At 51.9% G+C, this 18,438-nt stretch carries 14 protein-coding genes and 1 other annotated feature; all 14 genes read left to right on the top strand.

Features of this window, described 5'->3' with window-relative positions; genetic code table 11:
- Positions 1 to 6: 6 nt before the first annotated feature.
- On the top strand, positions 7 to 903 hold the full coding sequence (locus tag DFR60_RS18865) for a carbohydrate ABC transporter permease (protein WP_110324287.1): 897 nt from the start codon (positions 7 to 9) through the stop codon (positions 901 to 903).
- A gap of 2 nt (positions 904 to 905) precedes the next feature.
- A complete protein-coding gene (locus tag DFR60_RS18860) occupies positions 906 to 1,751 on the top strand; it encodes a carbohydrate ABC transporter permease (RefSeq protein WP_167437647.1) in 846 nt (281 codons plus the stop codon).
- A gap of 101 nt (positions 1,752 to 1,852) precedes the next feature.
- A complete protein-coding gene (locus DFR60_RS18855; RefSeq protein ID WP_110324285.1) occupies positions 1,853 to 2,806 on the top strand; it encodes a family 43 glycosylhydrolase in 954 nt (317 codons plus the stop codon).
- Between the two features lie 42 nt (positions 2,807 to 2,848).
- Positions 2,849 to 3,089: a binding site (T-box leader), on the top strand.
- Between the two features lie 424 nt (positions 3,090 to 3,513).
- Positions 3,514 to 4,533, top strand: a complete 1,020-nt coding sequence (gene pheS / locus DFR60_RS18845; RefSeq protein ID WP_110324283.1) for a phenylalanine--tRNA ligase subunit alpha — start codon at positions 3,514 to 3,516, stop codon at positions 4,531 to 4,533.
- A 19-nt stretch (positions 4,534 to 4,552) separates the two neighbouring features.
- On the top strand, positions 4,553 to 6,973 hold the full coding sequence (pheT, locus tag DFR60_RS18840) for a phenylalanine--tRNA ligase subunit beta (RefSeq protein WP_110324282.1): 2,421 nt from the start codon (positions 4,553 to 4,555) through the stop codon (positions 6,971 to 6,973).
- Positions 6,974 to 7,065: 92 nt separating this feature from the next.
- Positions 7,066 to 8,304: a phosphopyruvate hydratase family protein gene (locus DFR60_RS18835; protein WP_110324281.1), complete on the top strand. Its 1,239-nt coding sequence runs from the start codon at positions 7,066 to 7,068 to the stop codon at positions 8,302 to 8,304.
- Between the two features lie 80 nt (positions 8,305 to 8,384).
- Positions 8,385 to 8,618: a preprotein translocase subunit SecG gene (secG, locus tag DFR60_RS18830; RefSeq protein WP_002603794.1), complete on the top strand. Its 234-nt coding sequence runs from the start codon at positions 8,385 to 8,387 to the stop codon at positions 8,616 to 8,618.
- Positions 8,619 to 8,794: 176 nt separating this feature from the next.
- On the top strand, positions 8,795 to 10,936 hold the full coding sequence (gene rnr / locus DFR60_RS18825) for a ribonuclease R (RefSeq protein WP_341457978.1): 2,142 nt from the start codon (positions 8,795 to 8,797) through the stop codon (positions 10,934 to 10,936).
- Positions 10,937 to 10,951: 15 nt separating this feature from the next.
- On the top strand, positions 10,952 to 11,416 hold the full coding sequence (gene smpB, locus DFR60_RS18820) for an SsrA-binding protein SmpB (RefSeq protein WP_022032768.1): 465 nt from the start codon (positions 10,952 to 10,954) through the stop codon (positions 11,414 to 11,416).
- Positions 11,417 to 11,571: 155 nt separating this feature from the next.
- On the top strand, positions 11,572 to 13,527 hold the full coding sequence (locus DFR60_RS18815) for a BMP family ABC transporter substrate-binding protein (RefSeq protein WP_110324280.1): 1,956 nt from the start codon (positions 11,572 to 11,574) through the stop codon (positions 13,525 to 13,527).
- Positions 13,528 to 13,531: 4 nt separating this feature from the next.
- On the top strand, positions 13,532 to 14,152 hold the full coding sequence (locus DFR60_RS18810; protein WP_110324279.1) for a metallophosphoesterase family protein: 621 nt from the start codon (positions 13,532 to 13,534) through the stop codon (positions 14,150 to 14,152).
- Between the two features lie 21 nt (positions 14,153 to 14,173).
- Entirely contained in the window at positions 14,174 to 15,970 is a 1,797-nt protein-coding gene (locus tag DFR60_RS18805) for a sensor domain-containing diguanylate cyclase (protein ID WP_110324278.1), read from the top strand.
- A gap of 18 nt (positions 15,971 to 15,988) precedes the next feature.
- Positions 15,989 to 17,122: a LuxE/PaaK family acyltransferase gene (locus DFR60_RS18800; RefSeq protein WP_110324277.1), complete on the top strand. Its 1,134-nt coding sequence runs from the start codon at positions 15,989 to 15,991 to the stop codon at positions 17,120 to 17,122.
- A 57-nt stretch (positions 17,123 to 17,179) separates the two neighbouring features.
- Complete coding sequence (locus tag DFR60_RS18795) at positions 17,180 to 18,310, top strand: acyl-CoA reductase (RefSeq protein ID WP_110324276.1); 1,131 nt, start codon at positions 17,180 to 17,182, stop codon at positions 18,308 to 18,310.
- The last annotated feature ends 128 nt before the right edge of the window (positions 18,311 to 18,438 follow it).

Raw genomic sequence — 18,438 nt, 5'->3', positions numbered from 1 at the left:
GATTAAATGACCAGTACATTAAAAGAAATGAAAAAATACAAACACTGTTATCTGTGGATCATGCCCTTTTTCATTCTGTTTGCAGTCTTTTATATTTATCCTGCCGTCAGCGGTTTTTTAATCAGCCTGACCAATTTCGATGGTCTGGGAACGGTGGCGGCCGCTGACCACGTTGGATTTAAAAATTACGAAAAGCTGCTGGGGGATGACAAGTTCTGGAAGTCCTTGCTGAATACAGTCTTAATATGGCTCTACATCGTTCCGCTACGTACTTTCCTGGCCCTGATTCTGGCTGCAGTCCTGAATTCATCCAGATTGACCGGCAAACGAGTGTATTCGGTAATCGTCCTTTTGCCGTATATCACTGCTGTCGCCGTGGCAGCAATTATATTCCGGATTTTGCTTACCACGGAGGGCGGACTGATCAATGTACTGCTGGAACGCTGTTTTGGCATCGGTCCTGTCGGATGGCTGGATACCACTGCCTTGTCGAAAGTCTCAGTAGCATTTATGAACATATGGCGTATGACCGGTTATTTCTCTCTGGTACTGCTGGCTGGAATGCAGAAGATTCCAAGCTCTGTGGGGGAAGCTGCCAGCATTGACGGGGCCGGAGCGTTTACGAAGTTTTTTAGAATCACACTGCCGCTTATGGTTCCGGAGATATTTTTCGTTATGCTTATGTCAACCATCTGGATTTTCCAGAATGTGGGCGACGTGATGGTGCTGACACAGGGCGGCCCGATGAATTCATCCACCACGCTGGTGTACTACATGTACCAGAATGCATATGAATACTCAAAAATGGGGTACGCGGCGGCGATTACGTATGTTCTGTTCGCATTTCTCGTAATACTCAGTGTCTTTGTTGTGAAAAATTATTATGGAAGGACGGAGGAATGACGATGAAGAAAGAGAAGGCTGAAATTATTTTAAAAAAGCTAATTTCCCTGTTGCTGCTGCTGATTGTGATCATTGTCACCTGCTTTCCGTTCCTGATGATGTTTATGGGAAGTTTTAAGGAAGATTATGAAATATTCTCGCTGTCCCCGAAGATTCTTCCGGCAGCTGGGTTCCAGCTTAAGATGTACCGCATGTTGTTTGCAAACTGGCCCTTTGTGACGAATATGATGAACAGTGTTATTGTCGCAGTTTCTACAACCGCACTGGCCTGTTTTTTCTGTACAGCAGCAGGATTTACCTTTGCAAAGTATCAGTTCCCGTTTAAAAATGTGCTCTTTATCATTACGCTGTCATCATTGATGATTCCGCTGGAGACGAGGCTGGTCCCCACGTACTTACTGGTAAAGCAGATGGGAGGCGTCAACCACTTATGGTCCATGATTCTACCCAATGCGATACCTGCATTTGGAATCTTCATGATGAGGCAGTTTGCCTCCGGTACGGTTCCGCAGGAAACCATGGAGGCAGCCAGAATTGAAGGAGCTAGGGAAAATCAGATTCTGATGCGAATTGGTTTTCCCATGCTGAAGCCGGCTATCGTATCGCTGGCTATTCTGACCTTTATGAATACCTGGAATGAATTCCTGTGGCCGATTATTATCACGACCAAAAAGGAAAAGCTGACAGTTACAGCCCTGCTGCGGTCGATTGGAGATGTCTCCATGAATGGTAATTACGGCGTGCTTCTGGCGGCAGCGGCGCTTAGCGCTCTGCCGATTCTGGGTCTGTATCTGATTTTTCATAATCAGATGATTGATGGGATTGTGGAAGGAACAGGGAAGGAGTAGAGGATAGGAAGACACGGTGCTGCTTATGATGTTCTCACCGCTGATCTGACGAAAAAGACATTTGAAATAAAACATAGCTGAGCAAAAGAAAGGAAGAGTGTATGATGAAATTACCGAAAGAACTGCTGGAAGTGGAGAGAAAGACGGTGGAGACCGTAAATCTGCCTTCAGACAACAACCACGATCCCTCCAATATACTGTATGATCAGGGAACGTATTATTTGTGGTATACACAGCATGACAATGAGCGGCCCTATGATCATTTTGCTGATTGCAAGATCATGTGCTGTACTTCGAAAGATGGCTTCCACTGGGAAGCAGGGAAGGATGCACTGCTTCCGGCAGAACGCGGCTGGGACTGCGCGGGAGTCCTGACAGCCAATGTGATTCATGACAAAGGAAGATTTTATATGTTCTATACCGGTGTAGGCACCGATTTCGCCGAGGGGAAGACTACGAGAAGGTGCTGCGGTCTGGCGGCAGCGGATACACCGGAAGGCCCGTTTGAAAGAATGGGGGATGAGCCGGTACTTCAGTGGGAAGAGGAAGGAAACTGGGATGACGAGGCTGTTGACGATGTAAGTGCGGTATTTTTCCAGAACAGATGGCTGGTTTATTTTAAGGGAAGCCGTTTGATGGAACCAGACGGGGATAAAACCATGCTGGGGCTGGCCTGGGCGGATACAATTACAGGCCCGTATCACAGATATGAAGGGAATCCGGTTATTCGCGGCCATGCGTTTTCTGTCTGGTCGTATCAGGAGGGGCTCTGTCTGCTGTCCGGACTCAAGCACAAGGAGGGCGAGGGAAGGATATATGGAGATGACTGGAACGATCCGGAGGGCGTGCAGTATCTTTATTACAGCGATGACGGGATCCATTTCGAGCCGTGTGCACCGCTTCCGAACCGGGCGTCAGGCATCTGTATACCGGAAGGAGAGGATCGTAAGGACATCACGAAATACTGGGGAGTCAGTGTGGCAACGAGAGATACCCATAAGAAACGATACATCGAACGATTCGACTTTGTGAAGAAAAATCCGCAAACCACTTGACATTTCCTGTTACAATGGATAAAATGAATTCAGTTTTATCAGATAAATGCAATGAAGGTGTCAGTAGAACCTTATTTTCTTTCAGAGAGAGGGAGTCACCGGCTGTAAGCCCCCTTAAGTTCAGATAAGCGTTTGAATTTCCCACTGAAGCAGCATGGCAGAAACCGCCCTATGAAGAGGCGGCGGGTAGGTCATGACGTTCATACACGTTACGTATGCCGAGTGCCTGCGCGTTCTGTGCGGGAATCAGGGTGGTACCGCGAACTCAAGCTTCGTCCCTAACCAGGGGCGGAGCTTTTTTTTGTAATAGGAAGGTGTTCCTATTACAAAAAAGCCCTCCGGGCAGGAGGCACACTCCGCGCTGAGGAAGTATGGCCGCTAAAGCGACCGCGCTCCGGCGCGAGAGTCCGGCTCGCCGGACTCTTTATTCATAGGAAGGTGATCCTATTACAAAAAAGCCCTCCGGGCAGGAGGCGCACTCCGCGCTGAGGAAGTATGGCCGCTAAAGCGACCGCGCTCCGGCGCGGGAGTCCGGCTCGCCGGACTCTTTATTCATAGGAAGGTGATCCTATTACAAAAAAGCCCTCCGGGCAGGAGGCGCACTCCGCGCTAAGGAAGTATGGCCGCTAAAGCAACCACGCTCCGGCGCGAGAGTCCGGCTTAACGAACTCTATGTATAAGAAAAATGATAAAAGAAGGAGAGCATGATGAAAGACCAATTAGAAAAAATCAAGGAAGATGCATTGAAGCAGATCGAAGCGTCGGACGCGCTGGAAAAGCTGAATGAGATCAGGGTCGCTTATTTAGGGAAAAAGGGCGAACTGACCAGCGTGCTGAAGAGCATGAAGGACGTTCCGCCGGAGGAGAGACCGAAGGTAGGCCAGATGGTCAACGACGCCCGCGCCATCATCGAAAACAGGCTGGAGGAGGCCAAGGCGTCTCTGGCAAAGAAGGCGAGAGAAGAGCAGATAAGAAGAGAGACCATCGACGTGACCCTTCCTGCAAAGAGAAATAATGTAGGCCACAGCCATCCGAACACCATCGCGCTGGAAGAAGTGGAGCGCATCTTCGTCGGTATGGGCTACGAAGTGGTGGAAGGCCCGGAAGTGGAGTATGATTTATATAATTTCGAAAAACTGAACATTCCGAAGAACCATCCGGCCAGAGACGAGCAGGATACCTTCTATATAAATGATAATATCGTGTTAAGAAGCCAGACATCTCCGGTACAGGTCCGCACCATGGAGCAGGGCAGGCTGCCGATCCGCATGATCGCCCCGGGACGCGTATTCCGTTCCGATGAGGTGGATGCGACCCATTCCCCATCCTTCCATCAGATTGAAGGCCTGGTGATCGACAAGAACATCACGTTTGCCGATTTAAAGGGAACGCTGGCAGATTTTGCAAAGGAACTGTTCGGACCGGAGACAAAAGTAAAATTCCGTCCCCATCATTTCCCATTCACAGAGCCCAGCGCCGAGGTGGATGTAACCTGCTTTAAATGCGGCGGCAGCGGATGCCGGTTCTGTAAGGGCTCCGGCTGGATCGAGATCCTAGGATGCGGCATGGTGCATCCCAACGTTCTCCGCATGAGCGGTATTGACCCGGACGAGTATTCAGGCTTCGCCTTCGGTGTCGGCCTTGAGCGTATCGCACTTTTGAAGTACGAGATCGATGATATGAGACTGTTATATGAAAATGACATTCGGTTCTTAAGACAGTTCTAGGGAAAGGAAGGGAAAAAAGATGAATACACCATTATCATGGATTAAAGCATATGTTCCGGACTTAGATGTCAGCGACCAGGAATATACAGATGCGATGACATTAAGCGGAACGAAAGTAGAAGGCTTCGAACGCCTCGACAAAAACTTGGAGAAGATCGTAGTCGGCAGGATCGACAGGATCGAACGCCATCCGGATGCGGACAAACTGATTATCTGCCAGGTGAATATCGGCGGGGAGACCATTCAGATCGTGACCGGCGCACCGAATGTTAAGGAAGGCGATAAGGTTCCGGTGGTTTTGGACGGCGGAAAGGTAGCGGGAGGCCATGACGGCAGCCCTCTTCCGGAGAACGGCGTGGCGATTAAAAAGGGCAAGCTTCGCGGTATTGACTCAAACGGCATGCTATGCTCCATCGAGGAACTGGGTTCCTCTAAAGAAATGTATCCGGATGCCCCGGAGAGCGGCATCTACATCCTTCCGGCAGACGCAGAGGAAGGCGCAGATGCAATCGAGGTGCTGGGCCTGCGTGACAGCGTATTCGAGTATGAAATTACCTCCAACCGTGTGGACTGCTACAGCGTTATCGGCATTGCCAGAGAGGCTGCTGCTACCTTTGACAAGCCATTCCATCCTCCTGTCGTTACGGCTACCGGAAACGACGAGGACATCAACAGCTATTTAAAAGTATCCGTGGAAGACAGCCATCTCTGCCCGCGTTACTGTGCGAGAATGGTGAAAAATATCAGGCTCGCCCCGTCACCGTCCTGGATGCAGAGACGTCTGGCTGCCTGTGGAATCCGCCCCATCAACAATATCGTGGATATCACCAACTACGTAATGGAAGAATACGGCCAGCCCATGCACGCATTCGATTATGACCTGCTGGCAGGCCATGAGATTATTGTCAAATGTGCAAAGGACGGCGACGTATTCCAGACCCTGGACGGTCAGGAGAGAAAGTTAGACAGCACGATTCTGATGATCAACGACGGGGAAAAGGAAGTCGGCATCGCAGGCATCATGGGCGGTGAAAACTCCAAGATCACCGATGATGTGAAGACCATGGTATTTGAATCCGCATGCTTCGACGGCACCAACATCCGTCTCTCCGCAAAGAAGGTAGGACTCCGTACCGACGCTTCTGGAAAATACGAAAAGGGTCTTGATCCCAACAATGCCGAGGAGGCGGTAAACCGCGCCTGCCAGCTGATCGAGGAGTTGGGCGCCGGTGAGGTCGTCGGCGGCATGATCGACATCTATCCGGAAAAGAAAACGGAAAAGAGAATTCCATTTGAGCCGGAGAAGATGAACCGGCTTCTGGGAACGGATGTCTCCGAAGAAACCATGCTGGGCTACTTTAAGAAGCTGGATCTGGGATATGACGCCGATAGCCGTGAGATTATCGTTCCAACCTTCCGTCAGGATTTAAACTGCATGGCCGACATGGCAGAAGAAGTGGCCAGATATTACGGCTATGACAAGATCCCGGTAACGCTTCCGTCAGGAGAGGCCACGACCGGAAAATTATCGTATAAGCTGCGTGTGGAAGAGGTGGCCAGAGAGGTTGCGGAGTTCTGCGGATTCTCCCAGGGCATGACGTATTCCTTCGAGAGCCCGAAGGTATTTGACAGACTGAAGCTTCCGGAGGACAGCCCGCTTCGTAAGACGGTGGGAATCTTAAATCCTCTGGGCGAGGATTTCAGCATTATGAGAACCTCTCCGCTGCACGGTATGTTAAACTCCTTATCGACAAACTACAACCGCAGAAATAAAAATGTCCGTTTATACGAACTGGCAAATATCTATCTTCCGAAGTCCCTTCCGCTGACAGAACTGCCTGACGAGCGGATGCAGTTTACACTCGGAATGTACGGCGACGGTGATTTCTATGACATGAAGGGCGTGGTTGAGGAATTCTTTGACAAAGCCGGTATGCACAAGAAACCTCATTATTCTCCGGAGGATAAAAAGAGCTTCCTTCATCCGGGCAGACAGGCCGATATCGTCTACGACGGAGTTACGGTTGGCTATTTAGGTGAGATTCATCCGGATGTGGCGGATAACTATAAAATCGGTGAGAGAACGTATGTGGCTGTGATCGATATGCCGTCTATGATTCCGTTCACCACATTCGACCGCAAGTATACAGGCATCGCGAAGTATCCGGCTGTATCCAGAGATATCAGCATGGTGGTGCCGAAGGAGGTGCTGGTGGGTCAGATCGAAGACGTGATTGAGCAGCGCGGCGGAAAGCTTCTTGAGAGCTACCAGCTGTTCGACATCTACGAGGGCGCTCAGATCCTCGCAGGCTTTAAGTCTGTGGCCTACTCCATCACCTTCCGTGCGAAGGACCACACGCTGGAGGACAAGGAAGTCGGCGCGGTCATGAATAAAATATTAAATGGCCTGCAGGCGCTTGGAATTGAGCTGAGAGCATAAACGATCGTATATTCTTGCATCACCGGGTATAAAGTGCCGGAGTTGTGTTCATCCTTACAGAAAATGGATTGTTTTGTAAGGAGGAATACGTTATGGCGGAAGGACTTGAAATTATAGAGGTGACCGGGCGCAGAATGCTGGATTCAGAGGGATTGCCGGCCGTGGAGGCGGAAGTGGAGCTGGAAAACGGCGCCCGGGGCCGCGCCATGGTAGCGCTCTGCGAGGACAGCGAAGACACGGACCGGGTCATGGAGGTACTGTCGGAGTGCGTGCTGTTTGAGGACGCGTCAGACCAGAGAGGCATTGACAAGCTGCTGGAGGAGGGCGCTTCTTCCTGCGGAATCAGGAAATGCGGCGGTTTCTTAACTGCGGTATCCATGGCGGTTTCCAGGGCAGCGGCGGCAGGCCTGGGAATGCCTCTTTACCGGTATCTGGGCGGAACGGCGCCTGGACGCCTCCCGGTCCCCATGATGACGATGATCAGCGGCGGGAGATACGGAAGGAACAACTCACTCGATCTGGAATCCTATATGGTAGTTCCCGTGGGCGCCGCCTCCTTTGGCGAAGGCGCCGAAAAATGCATGGAGGTATACCAGGCATTAAAACGGCTTCTCACCATCTCGGGATATCAGACCGGGGTGGGAGACGACGGCGGCTTTGTACCGGATTTGAGAAATTCGGAGGAGGCTCTGGAATATATCATGGAGGCCATGATGCTGTGCGGCTATGAGCCGGGGAAAGATATGTGTCTGGCCATCGGTGCAGGCGCGGAATCACTTTTCGATGAAGGTACCGGGTTCTATCAGTTTAAAGGGGAAAGCCGTATGACAGGCGTACCGGTCGAGCGGGACAGAAATGATATGATCGGTTTCTATATTCGTCTGCTGGACGGATATCCGGTCTGCGCCGTGTTCGACGGGCTGGCGGAAGCGGATGCCGGCGGATGGGGCATGCTGACCAAGATGCTGGGAAACCGGGCTGTATTTATCGGGCAGCACAAAAACCGGGAACCGGGCTGCTTAAAGCCGGGAGAAAGAGACTGGGCCTGCCTGGCAGACTGGGACGGCGTGGAGGAAAACGCAGCAGGCATTTCCATGTGCGGAGCAAAGAGCGTGACGGCGGCCATGGAGATGGCGGATCTGGCCAAAAGAAACGGGCTGAAATTAGCCGTGTCCCAGGGATACGGTGAGACGGAGGATCCGTACGCAGCCGACTTTGCCGCGGCTGTAAACGCGGACTGGATCAGGGCGGGCGCGCCGTGCCGGTCGGAGCGGACATCGAAATACAACGAGCTTCTGAGAATCGAAGAGTGGATGAAAGTAAGAATATAAAAATACAAAAAATGCAGTTGTATTTATGGAAAAAATATGATATGATTACCATGTTTGACTATAGGAGGTGGAAAAGGGACATGATCAGAACGATTTTATCAATCATATTTGTTATTATATGTATAGCATTATCTGCAATTATTTTGCTGCAGGAAGGAAAGACACAGGGCTTGGGTTCCATCGGCGGTATGGCGGATACTTACTGGGGAAGAAACAAAGGCCGTTCCATGGAAGGTAAACTGGAGAAATTTACAAGATACGGAGCGATTCTGTTTTTCGTTCTCGCGTTAGTATTGAATCTGAATATACTGTAAAGATTAAACACTCTTGTGGTTAGGCGGCAAGGGTGTTTTTGTTTCACAGGAAAATTTATCCGGTGAAGCAGGTGCCTTCCGGCGCGGGAGTCCGGCGGCCGGACTATTTACGTTCCTTCCGGGCATAATGATAAAAGCAGAGGGAACCGCAGCGTAAAACAGAAAACGAGGAAATTATGACAGAGGAACAACTGACACAGAGAAAGAACATGATATTACAGCTGGTGGAAGAACCGGCCTACGTTCCGATGAAGCTGAAGGAGATGGCGATTCTTCTCGATGTGCCGAAGGGGCAGAGAGAAGAACTGAAGGAAGTGCTGGATGCACTGCTGTCTGAGGGAAAGATCGGCATTTCCAAAAAAGGAAAGTACGGCAAGCCGGATATCGGCTCCATAGCCGGTACGTTCAGCGGCCATCCGAGGGGCTTTGGCTTTGTGACCGTGGAAGGACGGGAGCAGGACGTCTTTATACCCGAGGATAAGACGGCTGACGCCATGAACGGCGATACCGTACAGATTACCATCGAGACAGAGGGCGAGGGCTCAAGACGGGCAGAAGGACGTGTCCTGCGCGTTCTGGAGCATGCGAACCGGACCGTAATCGGATATTACCAGAAAAATAAGAACTTTGGATTTGTCATTCCGGACAACCAGAAGATTGGTAAGGACATATTCATTCCCCAGGGAAAGGATATGGGGGCCGTGACCGGTCATAAGGTGGTAGCCGTAATTACGGACTTCGGCGGAAGCCAGAAGAAGCCGGAGGGCATGATCACGGAGATTTTAGGCCATGTAAACGATCCGGGAACGGATATCATATCCATCGTGAAGGCGTATGGTCTTCCGGAGGAATTCCCTGACGAGGTGATGGATCAGGTGGAAATGGTCTCCGACGAGGTCACGGATCGCGAGCGGGAAGGCAGACTGGACCTGCGCAGCCTGCAGACCGTCACCATTGACGGCGAGGATGCGAAGGATTTGGATGACGCGATTTCCGTATCGAAGGAGAATGGTGTATATACATTGGGCGTCCACATTGCGGATGTCAGCCACTATGTGACAGAGAACAGCCCGTTGGACGAGGAGGCGCTTAAGAGGGGAACCAGCGTCTATCTGGTGGACCGGGTGATTCCCATGCTTCCCCATAAGCTGTCCAACGGAATCTGCTCCTTAAATCAGGAGGAGGACCGTCTGGCGCTCAGCTGTATCATGGAGATCGACGAAGCGGGCAATGTGACCGGGCACCGGATCGCAGAGACGCTCATCAACGTGGACAGGCGTATGACCTACACGGCGGTAAACGCGGTCGTGACAGACCGTGATGAGGCGGTGATGAAGGAATACGAGGAGTTTGTCCCCATGTTCCTCCTTATGAAGGAGCTGGCCGATATCCTGAGGGAGAAGCGGAAGACGAGGGGATCGATCGACTTCGACTTCCCGGAGACCAAGGTGATTCTGGACAAAAACGGAAAACCGCTGGAGATCAAGCCGTATGAGCGGAACGCGGCGACGAAGATTATCGAAGATTTCATGCTCATCGCCAATGAGACCGTGGCGGAAGACTATTTCTGGCAGGAGCTCCCGTTCCTGTACCGGACCCATGATAATCCCGACCCGGAGAAGATGAAGAGTCTGGCCACCTTTATCAATAACTTCGGCTACTCTATCCGGTTCCATAACGGAGAGGTCTATCCGAAAGAGGTCCAGAAGCTTCTGGTGAAGGCGGAGGACACACCGGAGGAGGCGCTGATCAGCCGTCTGGCGCTGCGTTCCATGAAGCAGGCCAAGTATACGGTGGTGAACACGGGCCATTTCGGCCTGGCTGCCAAGTATTATACCCACTTTACCTCACCCATCCGGCGGTACCCGGATCTACAGATTCACCGGATCATCAAGGAGAACCTGCGAGGCGGGCTGAGTGAGAAGAGAACGGCCCACTATGATAAGCTTCTGACTGGCGTATCGGTCCAGACCTCCGCCATGGAGCGGCGGGCGGATGAGGCGGAGCGCGAGACCGTGAAGATGAAGAAGTGCGAGTATATGGCGGGCCATATCGGCGAGGTATTCGACGGCGTCATATCGGGAGTCACAAACTGGGGACTCTACGTGGAGCTTCCCAACACGGTGGAAGGCCTGATCCGGGTAGGCGAGTTAAAGGACGACTATTACCATTTTGATGAAGAGCATTTAGAATTGATCGGCGATATGACGAGGAAGGTATACAAACTCGGTCAGCCGATCCGCGTCATGGTCACGGGAACGGATAAGCTGGCCAGGACGATCGACTTTATCCCCGTAAGTACTTCTACGGAGGAATAACAGGAGGATAAAAGGATGGGGAAAGAGAGTTTTAAACTGGTTGCTAACAACAAAAAGGCATACCATGATTATTTTATCGATGAGAAATACGAGACCGGCATCGAGCTGGCCGGCACGGAAGTGAAGTCCATCCGGATGGGCAAATGCAGCATCAAGGAAGCCTTTGTGAGAATTGACAAGGGGGAGGTATGGGTATATGGCATGAACATCAATCCATATGAAAAGGGAAATATCTTCAATAAAGATCCCTTAAGACCGAGAAAGCTGCTGATGCACCGGGCGGAGATCAGCAAGCTGGATTCCAAGATCGCGGTCAAGGGCTATACCATTGTGCCCCTCCAGGTTTACTTTAAGGGCAGCCTGGTGAAGCTGGAGATCGGCCTGGCCCGCGGTAAGAAGCTCTACGACAAGAGAGAAGATATCGCGAAAAAGGATCAGAAACGGGAACTGGAACGTGATTTCAAGATAAGAAACCTATAGTATGAGACGCAGTCTGCGTCCTTAAGAGCCTACGAGAGAAAAACGTGGCATTTGGGGGCGCGGACTGCGTCTTTTGTCTTTCACGAATTTATTGTTTGTGGTATACTGTAAAAGACGAACATACAATAAGAGGAAAACTGAGAGGAGAATCGGTTATGGCGCTTTATGACTATTCAGGTGCTTTGAAAAAAGGAAGAAAACAGTATCAGGTTTCCGTGGCAAAGGGAGAGTATCCTTATCTTCCGGTGCTGGATGACATACTTTCCTACACAGATATCATTTCAGAAGTGAATCTGGGACTCATGGACGTCCCGCTTGATAAGATCGTGGGAACGAAGACAAAAGGCAGAACCAGTGCCTTTGCCAATAATTTTATGCCTCTGCTGGCAGAAAAATCGGAGTTTGGAGCAAAATGGGCGTATTTATACGACCATCAGATAGAAGAAGGGATTCATGACCCCATCGTTGCGTATGAGTTCATGAACCAGTATTATGTACAGGAGGGCAACAAGCGTGTCAGCGTGCTCAAATATGTGGGCGCGTTCAGCATTACGGCTTCGGTGACGCGTCTGATCCCCAAGAGAACGGATGACCTCGACAACCGCCTCTATTATGAATTTCTGGAGTTTTACCAGGTCTCCTTTAACTGTGATGTCTGGTTCAGCCAGGAAGGCAGCTACGACCGCCTGTTAAAGGCCATGGGAAAGGCCCCGGAAGAGGTGTGGAGCGAGGATGACAGAATCTACTTCAAATCAGCCTACGACCAGTTTTCCAAGGCGTTTGGCGCATTTGGAGGGAATTCCTATGAGATGACGTGTTCTGACGCCTTCCTTGTCTATGTCGAGCTGTTCGGCTACGATGTGGTGAAGCTGAAGACAGAGGGCGAGATCACAAAGGATTTGACGAAGATTAAGGATGAACTTCTCCTGACCTCCAGAGGCAGCAAGATCGCCCTGGTAGAGCAGCCGGAGGAGGTGGAAGAGCCGGATAACAGCCCGTTAAAGATCATCAACTGGCTCCGCCCGTCTCAGAACATTGAGCCGGAGATGCTGAAGATCGCATTTATTCACGCGAAGACCGCAGAGACCTCCAGCTGGACCTATGGTCATGAGCTGGGGCGTATGTACCTGGAGCAGGCCTTTGAGGGGCGGTTAAAGACGGTCGCATTCTTCGAGGCCGATACGGACGCGGAGATTGCGGGGGCCATCGATCTGGCGATCGCGGCCAGATGCAACATGATCTTTACGACGGCTTCCCAGATGATCGGTTTAAGCGTCAAGGCGGCTATCGAGCATCCGGAGGTAAAGATTTTTAACTGTTCTGTCAACATGTCGTACTCCTCTGTCTGCACCTACTATGCCAGAATGTACGAGTCGAAATTCTTAATGGGCGCGCTGGCCGCTTCCATGGCGCAGTGCGATAAGCTGGGGTATATTGCGGACTATCCGATCTACGGAACGATCGCCAATATCAACGCCTTCGCACTCGGTGCGCGTATGATTAATCCCTATGTCAAGGTTCATCTGGAGTGGGCGAGGGTAAAAGACAGGAATGCCCGCGAGGAACTGGAGAAGGAAGGAATCACGTTCATCTCCGGGGAAGACATGATTACGCCAAAGACCGCATCGAGAGAATACGGTTTATATAAAAAAGAAGCGGACGGAGAATTCCGGAATCTGGCGACGCCGATCTGGCACTGGGGCAAATTCTACGAGAAAATCGTAAATACCACCTGCCGAGGCGGCTCCGATGTAAAGGAGATGAAGGGAAAGCAGGCCATCAACTACTGGTGGGGAATGTCCGCCGATGTCATCGATGTCATCTGCTCTCAGAATCTGCCGCACGGCACCAACCGGCTGATCACGTTCCTGAAGAACTCGATCCGGAGCGGAAGCTTCCAGCCATTCGTGGGAACGATCTATTCTCAGGATGGAACGGTTCAGTGCGAGGAGGAGGAGAGACTCTCTCCCGAAGAGATCATCACGATGAACTGGCTGGCTGAAAACGTGGTGGGCAAGCTTCCTGAGTTCGATGAGCTCACAGAGGAAGCACAGTCTCTTGTAAGGCTGCAGGGACTGACGATATACGACAATGCGGTGATGGAGGAATAATAGTTTGAAGATTCTGGTACTGGCTGATGAGGAGTCAAAATCCCTTTACGAGTACTTCTCACCCGAGAAGATCAAAGGGGTGGACTTAATTATATCATGTGGGGATTTGAAGGCCTCCTATCTGACTTTTTTTGCCACCTTCTCCCATGCGCCGCTTCTGTATGTGAAAGGCAATCACGACGGGCATTACGAGGAGCGGCCGCCGGAAGGCTGTGTCTGCATCGAGGATGACATCTTCGTGTTCCGCGGCGTGCGGATTCTGGGCCTGGGAGGTTCCATGGAGTATATTCCGGGAGCCGACAACCAGTATACAGAAAGAAGGATGGAGCGGAGAATCAAAAAGCTCTGGTGGAAGTTAAAGAAGAATAAAGGGTTTGACATTCTGGTGTCACATGCGCCTGCATATCAGATAAACGATATGCAGGATCTTCCCCACCAGGGGTTTGAATGCTTTAAGTATCTGATGGACAAGTATATGCCGAAGTATTTTATACACGGCCATGTCCATGCCAACTATGGCGGAGGGTTCAAACGCGAGGATACATACGGGAAAACCAGAGTAGTCAACGCATATGAGTATTATATCTTTGATTATCCGGAAAACGGAGAACAAGCGGCACAATAATTCCGGAAAGGGGGATATCCCATGGAGGTTTTTTACCGGCCTGAACTTTCTGTTCAGACGCTGTTAATGGATTCGAATTCTGTGCAGGAAACAGCGGAGTATCTGGCTGATTATATCAATCATCTGATGCACACTGATTCGGTACTCTTAGTTCGTCTGGACAATCAGATGCGTTATAAGGAAGCTGGCTCCTGGAGAAGCGGAAAAAGTGAGGACACCGATGCGGAGGCGGTCATAAGACAGTGGCTTCCGCGGCTGGTGGAAAGCTGGAATATGGAGGAGAAGCTTTCTGGTGAGGAGCTGGATGCCTTTTTAAAGGCGCTCGTACCTTTTACGGTGCCGGAAGGTCATCTGACGATTCTGCCAATCTGCAATAATATACGATTTGTGGGATTTGCGGTATTTGGAAAAAAATCGGGGGAGGGCGGCTGGACGGACCGGGAACTGCCCATACTCCGGTTCCTGCTGGCCATTATAGCGGTGACATTTGCCAATAAGAACCTGTATGAAGACTATATGCTGCAGAACTGGGTATACAATACCATGATGGGCCGCATGCAGGCGAATCTGTATGTGACCGATATCCATACGGACCGGATTTTGTTCATGAATAAGACAATGCAGGAAGCGTTTGGCCTGGAGAATCCGGTGGGCAAGATATGCTGGCAGGTTCTTCAGAAGGGGAACAAGGGACGGTGCTCCGGCTGTCCTGTACAGAGGCTGACGGAGTCCGGGGAGGAAGGCGTTTTCCGGCGGTGGGAAGAGTATAACACTCTAACGGGCCGTTACTATGATAACTACGACAGCCTGATGAAGTGGACAGACGGCTCAACCGTTCATTTTCAGCATTCTCTGGATATTACGGCTTCCAAAAAGTTGTCGAGGGAGGCCAGCACGGATGATCTGACAGGCCTTCTCAACCGGAGAGGCGGGAAGAACCGGCTGGCAGAGATGCTGGATGCGGCCAGACATCAGGAGACGATTCTGACGGTCTGCATGTATGATGTCAATTCCCTGAAGAAGGTCAACGATACGTTCGGACACCGGGAGGGGGACAACCTTCTGCGGGTCATTGCCAACATGGTAAAGAGCGTGTTGACCGGAGAGGATTTTGCATGCCGCCTAAGCGGAGATGAATTTCTCGTAACTTTTGCAGGGAAGACGGAGCAGGAAGCTGCTGCATTGATTAAACTGGTGGAAGAGAGACTGCTGGCTGTCCGCAGACAGGACCGGATTCCTTATGAACTGAGCTTCTGTACGGGAATTCTGGAGCTGAGGCCGGAGCATACCATGAGTGTGACGGATATCCTGCGGGAAGTGGACGAGCGCATGTACGAGCAGAAACGCCAGTATCACATGCAGCAGGGGAAGGAGTCGGTGCTGGCGGCAGCGGAGGCCCAATGGCGGCTTTTAAAGCCGGAAGCGTTTGACTACGACCAGCAGTACCTTTATGACGCGCTGGTGGAGAGTACGGACAACTATCTCTACGTGTGCGACATGGCGACCAATACCTTCCGGTACAGCAGGAAACTGGTGGAAGAGTTCGCATTTCCGGGTGAGGTGATTCAGAATGCAGCCGATATCTGGCGCTCCATCATCCATCCGGCTGACTGGGAGCGGTTCTGGGAATCGAATCAGGCGATCAGCGACGGGCGGACCGTGAGCCATGAGGTTGAATACAGGGCGAGAAACCGGAAGGGCCAGTGGATCAAGCTTCACTGCCGCGGTCATGTGGCTCAGAATTCCGCGGGAGAGCCCCGGGTATTTGCGGGATTCATATCGAATGAAGGCCAGTGGTTCCCGGAGTGGACCGAATAGAACGACGGGAGTAAAAGGATGGATTACAGATTTAAGCTGTGTTTTTGCAGGGATATCTATGATCATAAACAGAATGACAGAGCTTTTATGGAGGCAGTCCGCAGGAATGTGGACTGCCATCTCTTAAAGTGCGAAGATTACAGACGGATTCTGGAGAGCCGGGGATTCTCGCGGGATGATGGACAACGGTTGACGGATGCGGGGGAGGTGCCGTGCATTCCGACCCTGTTTTTTAAGTACCACGATCTGCATTCCATGCCGGAATCCGCTATGGTGGTAAAGGCCACCTCCTCGGGGACAAAGGGAGTGAAGAGCCATATCGGATTTGACAAAAAGAGCCTTTTCTTCGGCGGAATCGCCGCATGCCGGATCATCGCCCGCCACAGGCTGTTTTCCATGTGTCCTGCCCGCTATGTGATTCTGGGGTTTCCGCCCGGAAAGGACAATCAGACGGCGATCAGCAAGACCCAGCGGCTCAGCACGATGTTTGCCCCGGCACTCAGCCGGCGGTATGCGCTGCGAAAGGGAAAGAACGGATACCGGCCCGATTTTAAGGGGCTGATGGCAGCCCTCCGGCGTTATAGCGGAGGAAGGGCTCCGGTGAGGATCATCGGCTTTCCGGCATACCTCTATTTCCTGTTAAAGGAGATGGAACGTAGAGAAATCTTTCTCCGCCTGCCCAGGCATTCCATGATTATGGTTGGCGGCGGCTGGAAGCAGTTTTACAAAGAGACGGTGGACAAGGCGGAACTATACCGGCTGTGTGAGAGGCATCTCGGCGTGCCGGAGAGTCATTTCCGGGAGTTTTTCGGAGCGGTAGAGCATCCGGGCGTATACTGTGACTGTCCGAACCACCATTTCCATGTTCCCGCCATGAGCCGTGTCGTAATCCGGGATGTGGATACGCTGGAACCAGTCGGCTATGGAAAGGCGGGACTGGTTAATCTAATCAGTCCGCTGGTTGAAAGTATCCCTCTGGTGAGCATACTGACCGATGATCTGGGCGTCCTGCACCGCGGCTGTGAATGCGGCTGCGGAATGGAGGCGCCGTACCTGGAGATCATCGGCAGGACCGGTGTCCCCGATATCCGGACCTGCGCGGCCGGTGCGGGAGAACTGTTAAAGGAGGTGGGACGGAGTGCATTCCATTGATCTGGAAAAAAAACAGCGGCCGCACTGGAGAAGCCCCCTCTCTCCAGAACCGTGGTAATGAGAGCCTGCGGCCGGTTAGCCGGACTCTTGACCGGCGGCGCGTATGACGGCGAGATTCGGGCGCGGGGGCTGGAGAAGCTTCTGACGAGAGAGAGAATCTGTCAGGCGGCTTCTTTCCTGCGGGAGGATACGCTGGAGAGAAGGGTGAAGACAGAGCTTTTGGGACTTCAGAACCATTTTCTTATGCCTCTGGGCGTCCTCATGCACGTGACCGCCGGCAATATGACCGGAATCGGAGCTTACAGTGTGCTGGAGGGCCTTCTGGCAGGCAACATCAATCTACTGAAGCTCTCTTCCGAAGACGACGGGCTTTCGGTGTTTCTGCTTCAAGAGCTGATCCGTATCGAGCCCGTGCTGGCGGACTATATCTATACCTTTCGGATTCCCTCCGGGGATCGGGAGAGGCTCTTAAAGCTCTTAATACTCTCCGACGGCGTGTGCACGTGGGGCGGCGACGAGGCCATCCGGGGAATCCGGAGCCTGGCTCCCGCGGGGACGAAGCTGATCGAGTGGGGGCATCGGATCAGTTTTTCCTATGTCACCGAAGCGGGCCGCAGCAACAGGGAAGCACTGCAGGCCATCGCGGATCACATGGTACGGACCAGCCAGCTGCTGTGCAGCTCCTGCCAGGGAATCTATGTGGAGGCAGAGGGGCAGGAGGCCGTGGATTTCAGCCGCCGTTTCTTAAGGATGCTGGAACATTCCTATGAGAAATATGGGAATAAAGAAGTGGGATTCCGGGGCTGCAGCACCATCCGGATCTACCAGAAGGAACTGGAGTCCGCCATGACGGGGGAACGCATCTTCCGGGGACGCGGCGTCAGCGTCACCCTGTCGGAGGAGCCGGGGCTCCAGCTGTCACTGATGTACGGCAGCTGCTGGGTGAAGCCGATGAACAGGGAGAAACTCGTAAAGACCCTGAGAAAGGACCGGGGGCGGCTTCAGACCGCGAGGCTGGTCTGCCTGGAGGAAGAGGAAACGGAGCTGGTCCGGATGCTGGCCGGAGCAGGGGTAAACCGGATTCTGACGGGACGGGATAAGGAGGCGGGAGAGCGGTTCGGAAGCCACGACGGCGAGTATCCGCTGATCCGGTATTCCCGGATTATCGAGACAGACATTTCACTGTGAATCTGCCAGAGCGGGCCGTTTGAGGCAAAACGCAGAAAGAAAGCCTCGTGACTTGAACCTAAAATATTTTTAGGTAATCTAAAATAATTTTGTGCAATGTGATGATTTTTCAGTCTTATGTTAAGCTA

This window comes from Hungatella effluvii, from assembly GCF_003201875.1.
In the GTDB taxonomy this organism is placed as follows: domain Bacteria; phylum Bacillota; class Clostridia; order Lachnospirales; family Lachnospiraceae; genus Hungatella; species Hungatella effluvii.
This window is presented reverse-complemented; position numbering and strand designations above follow the sequence as displayed.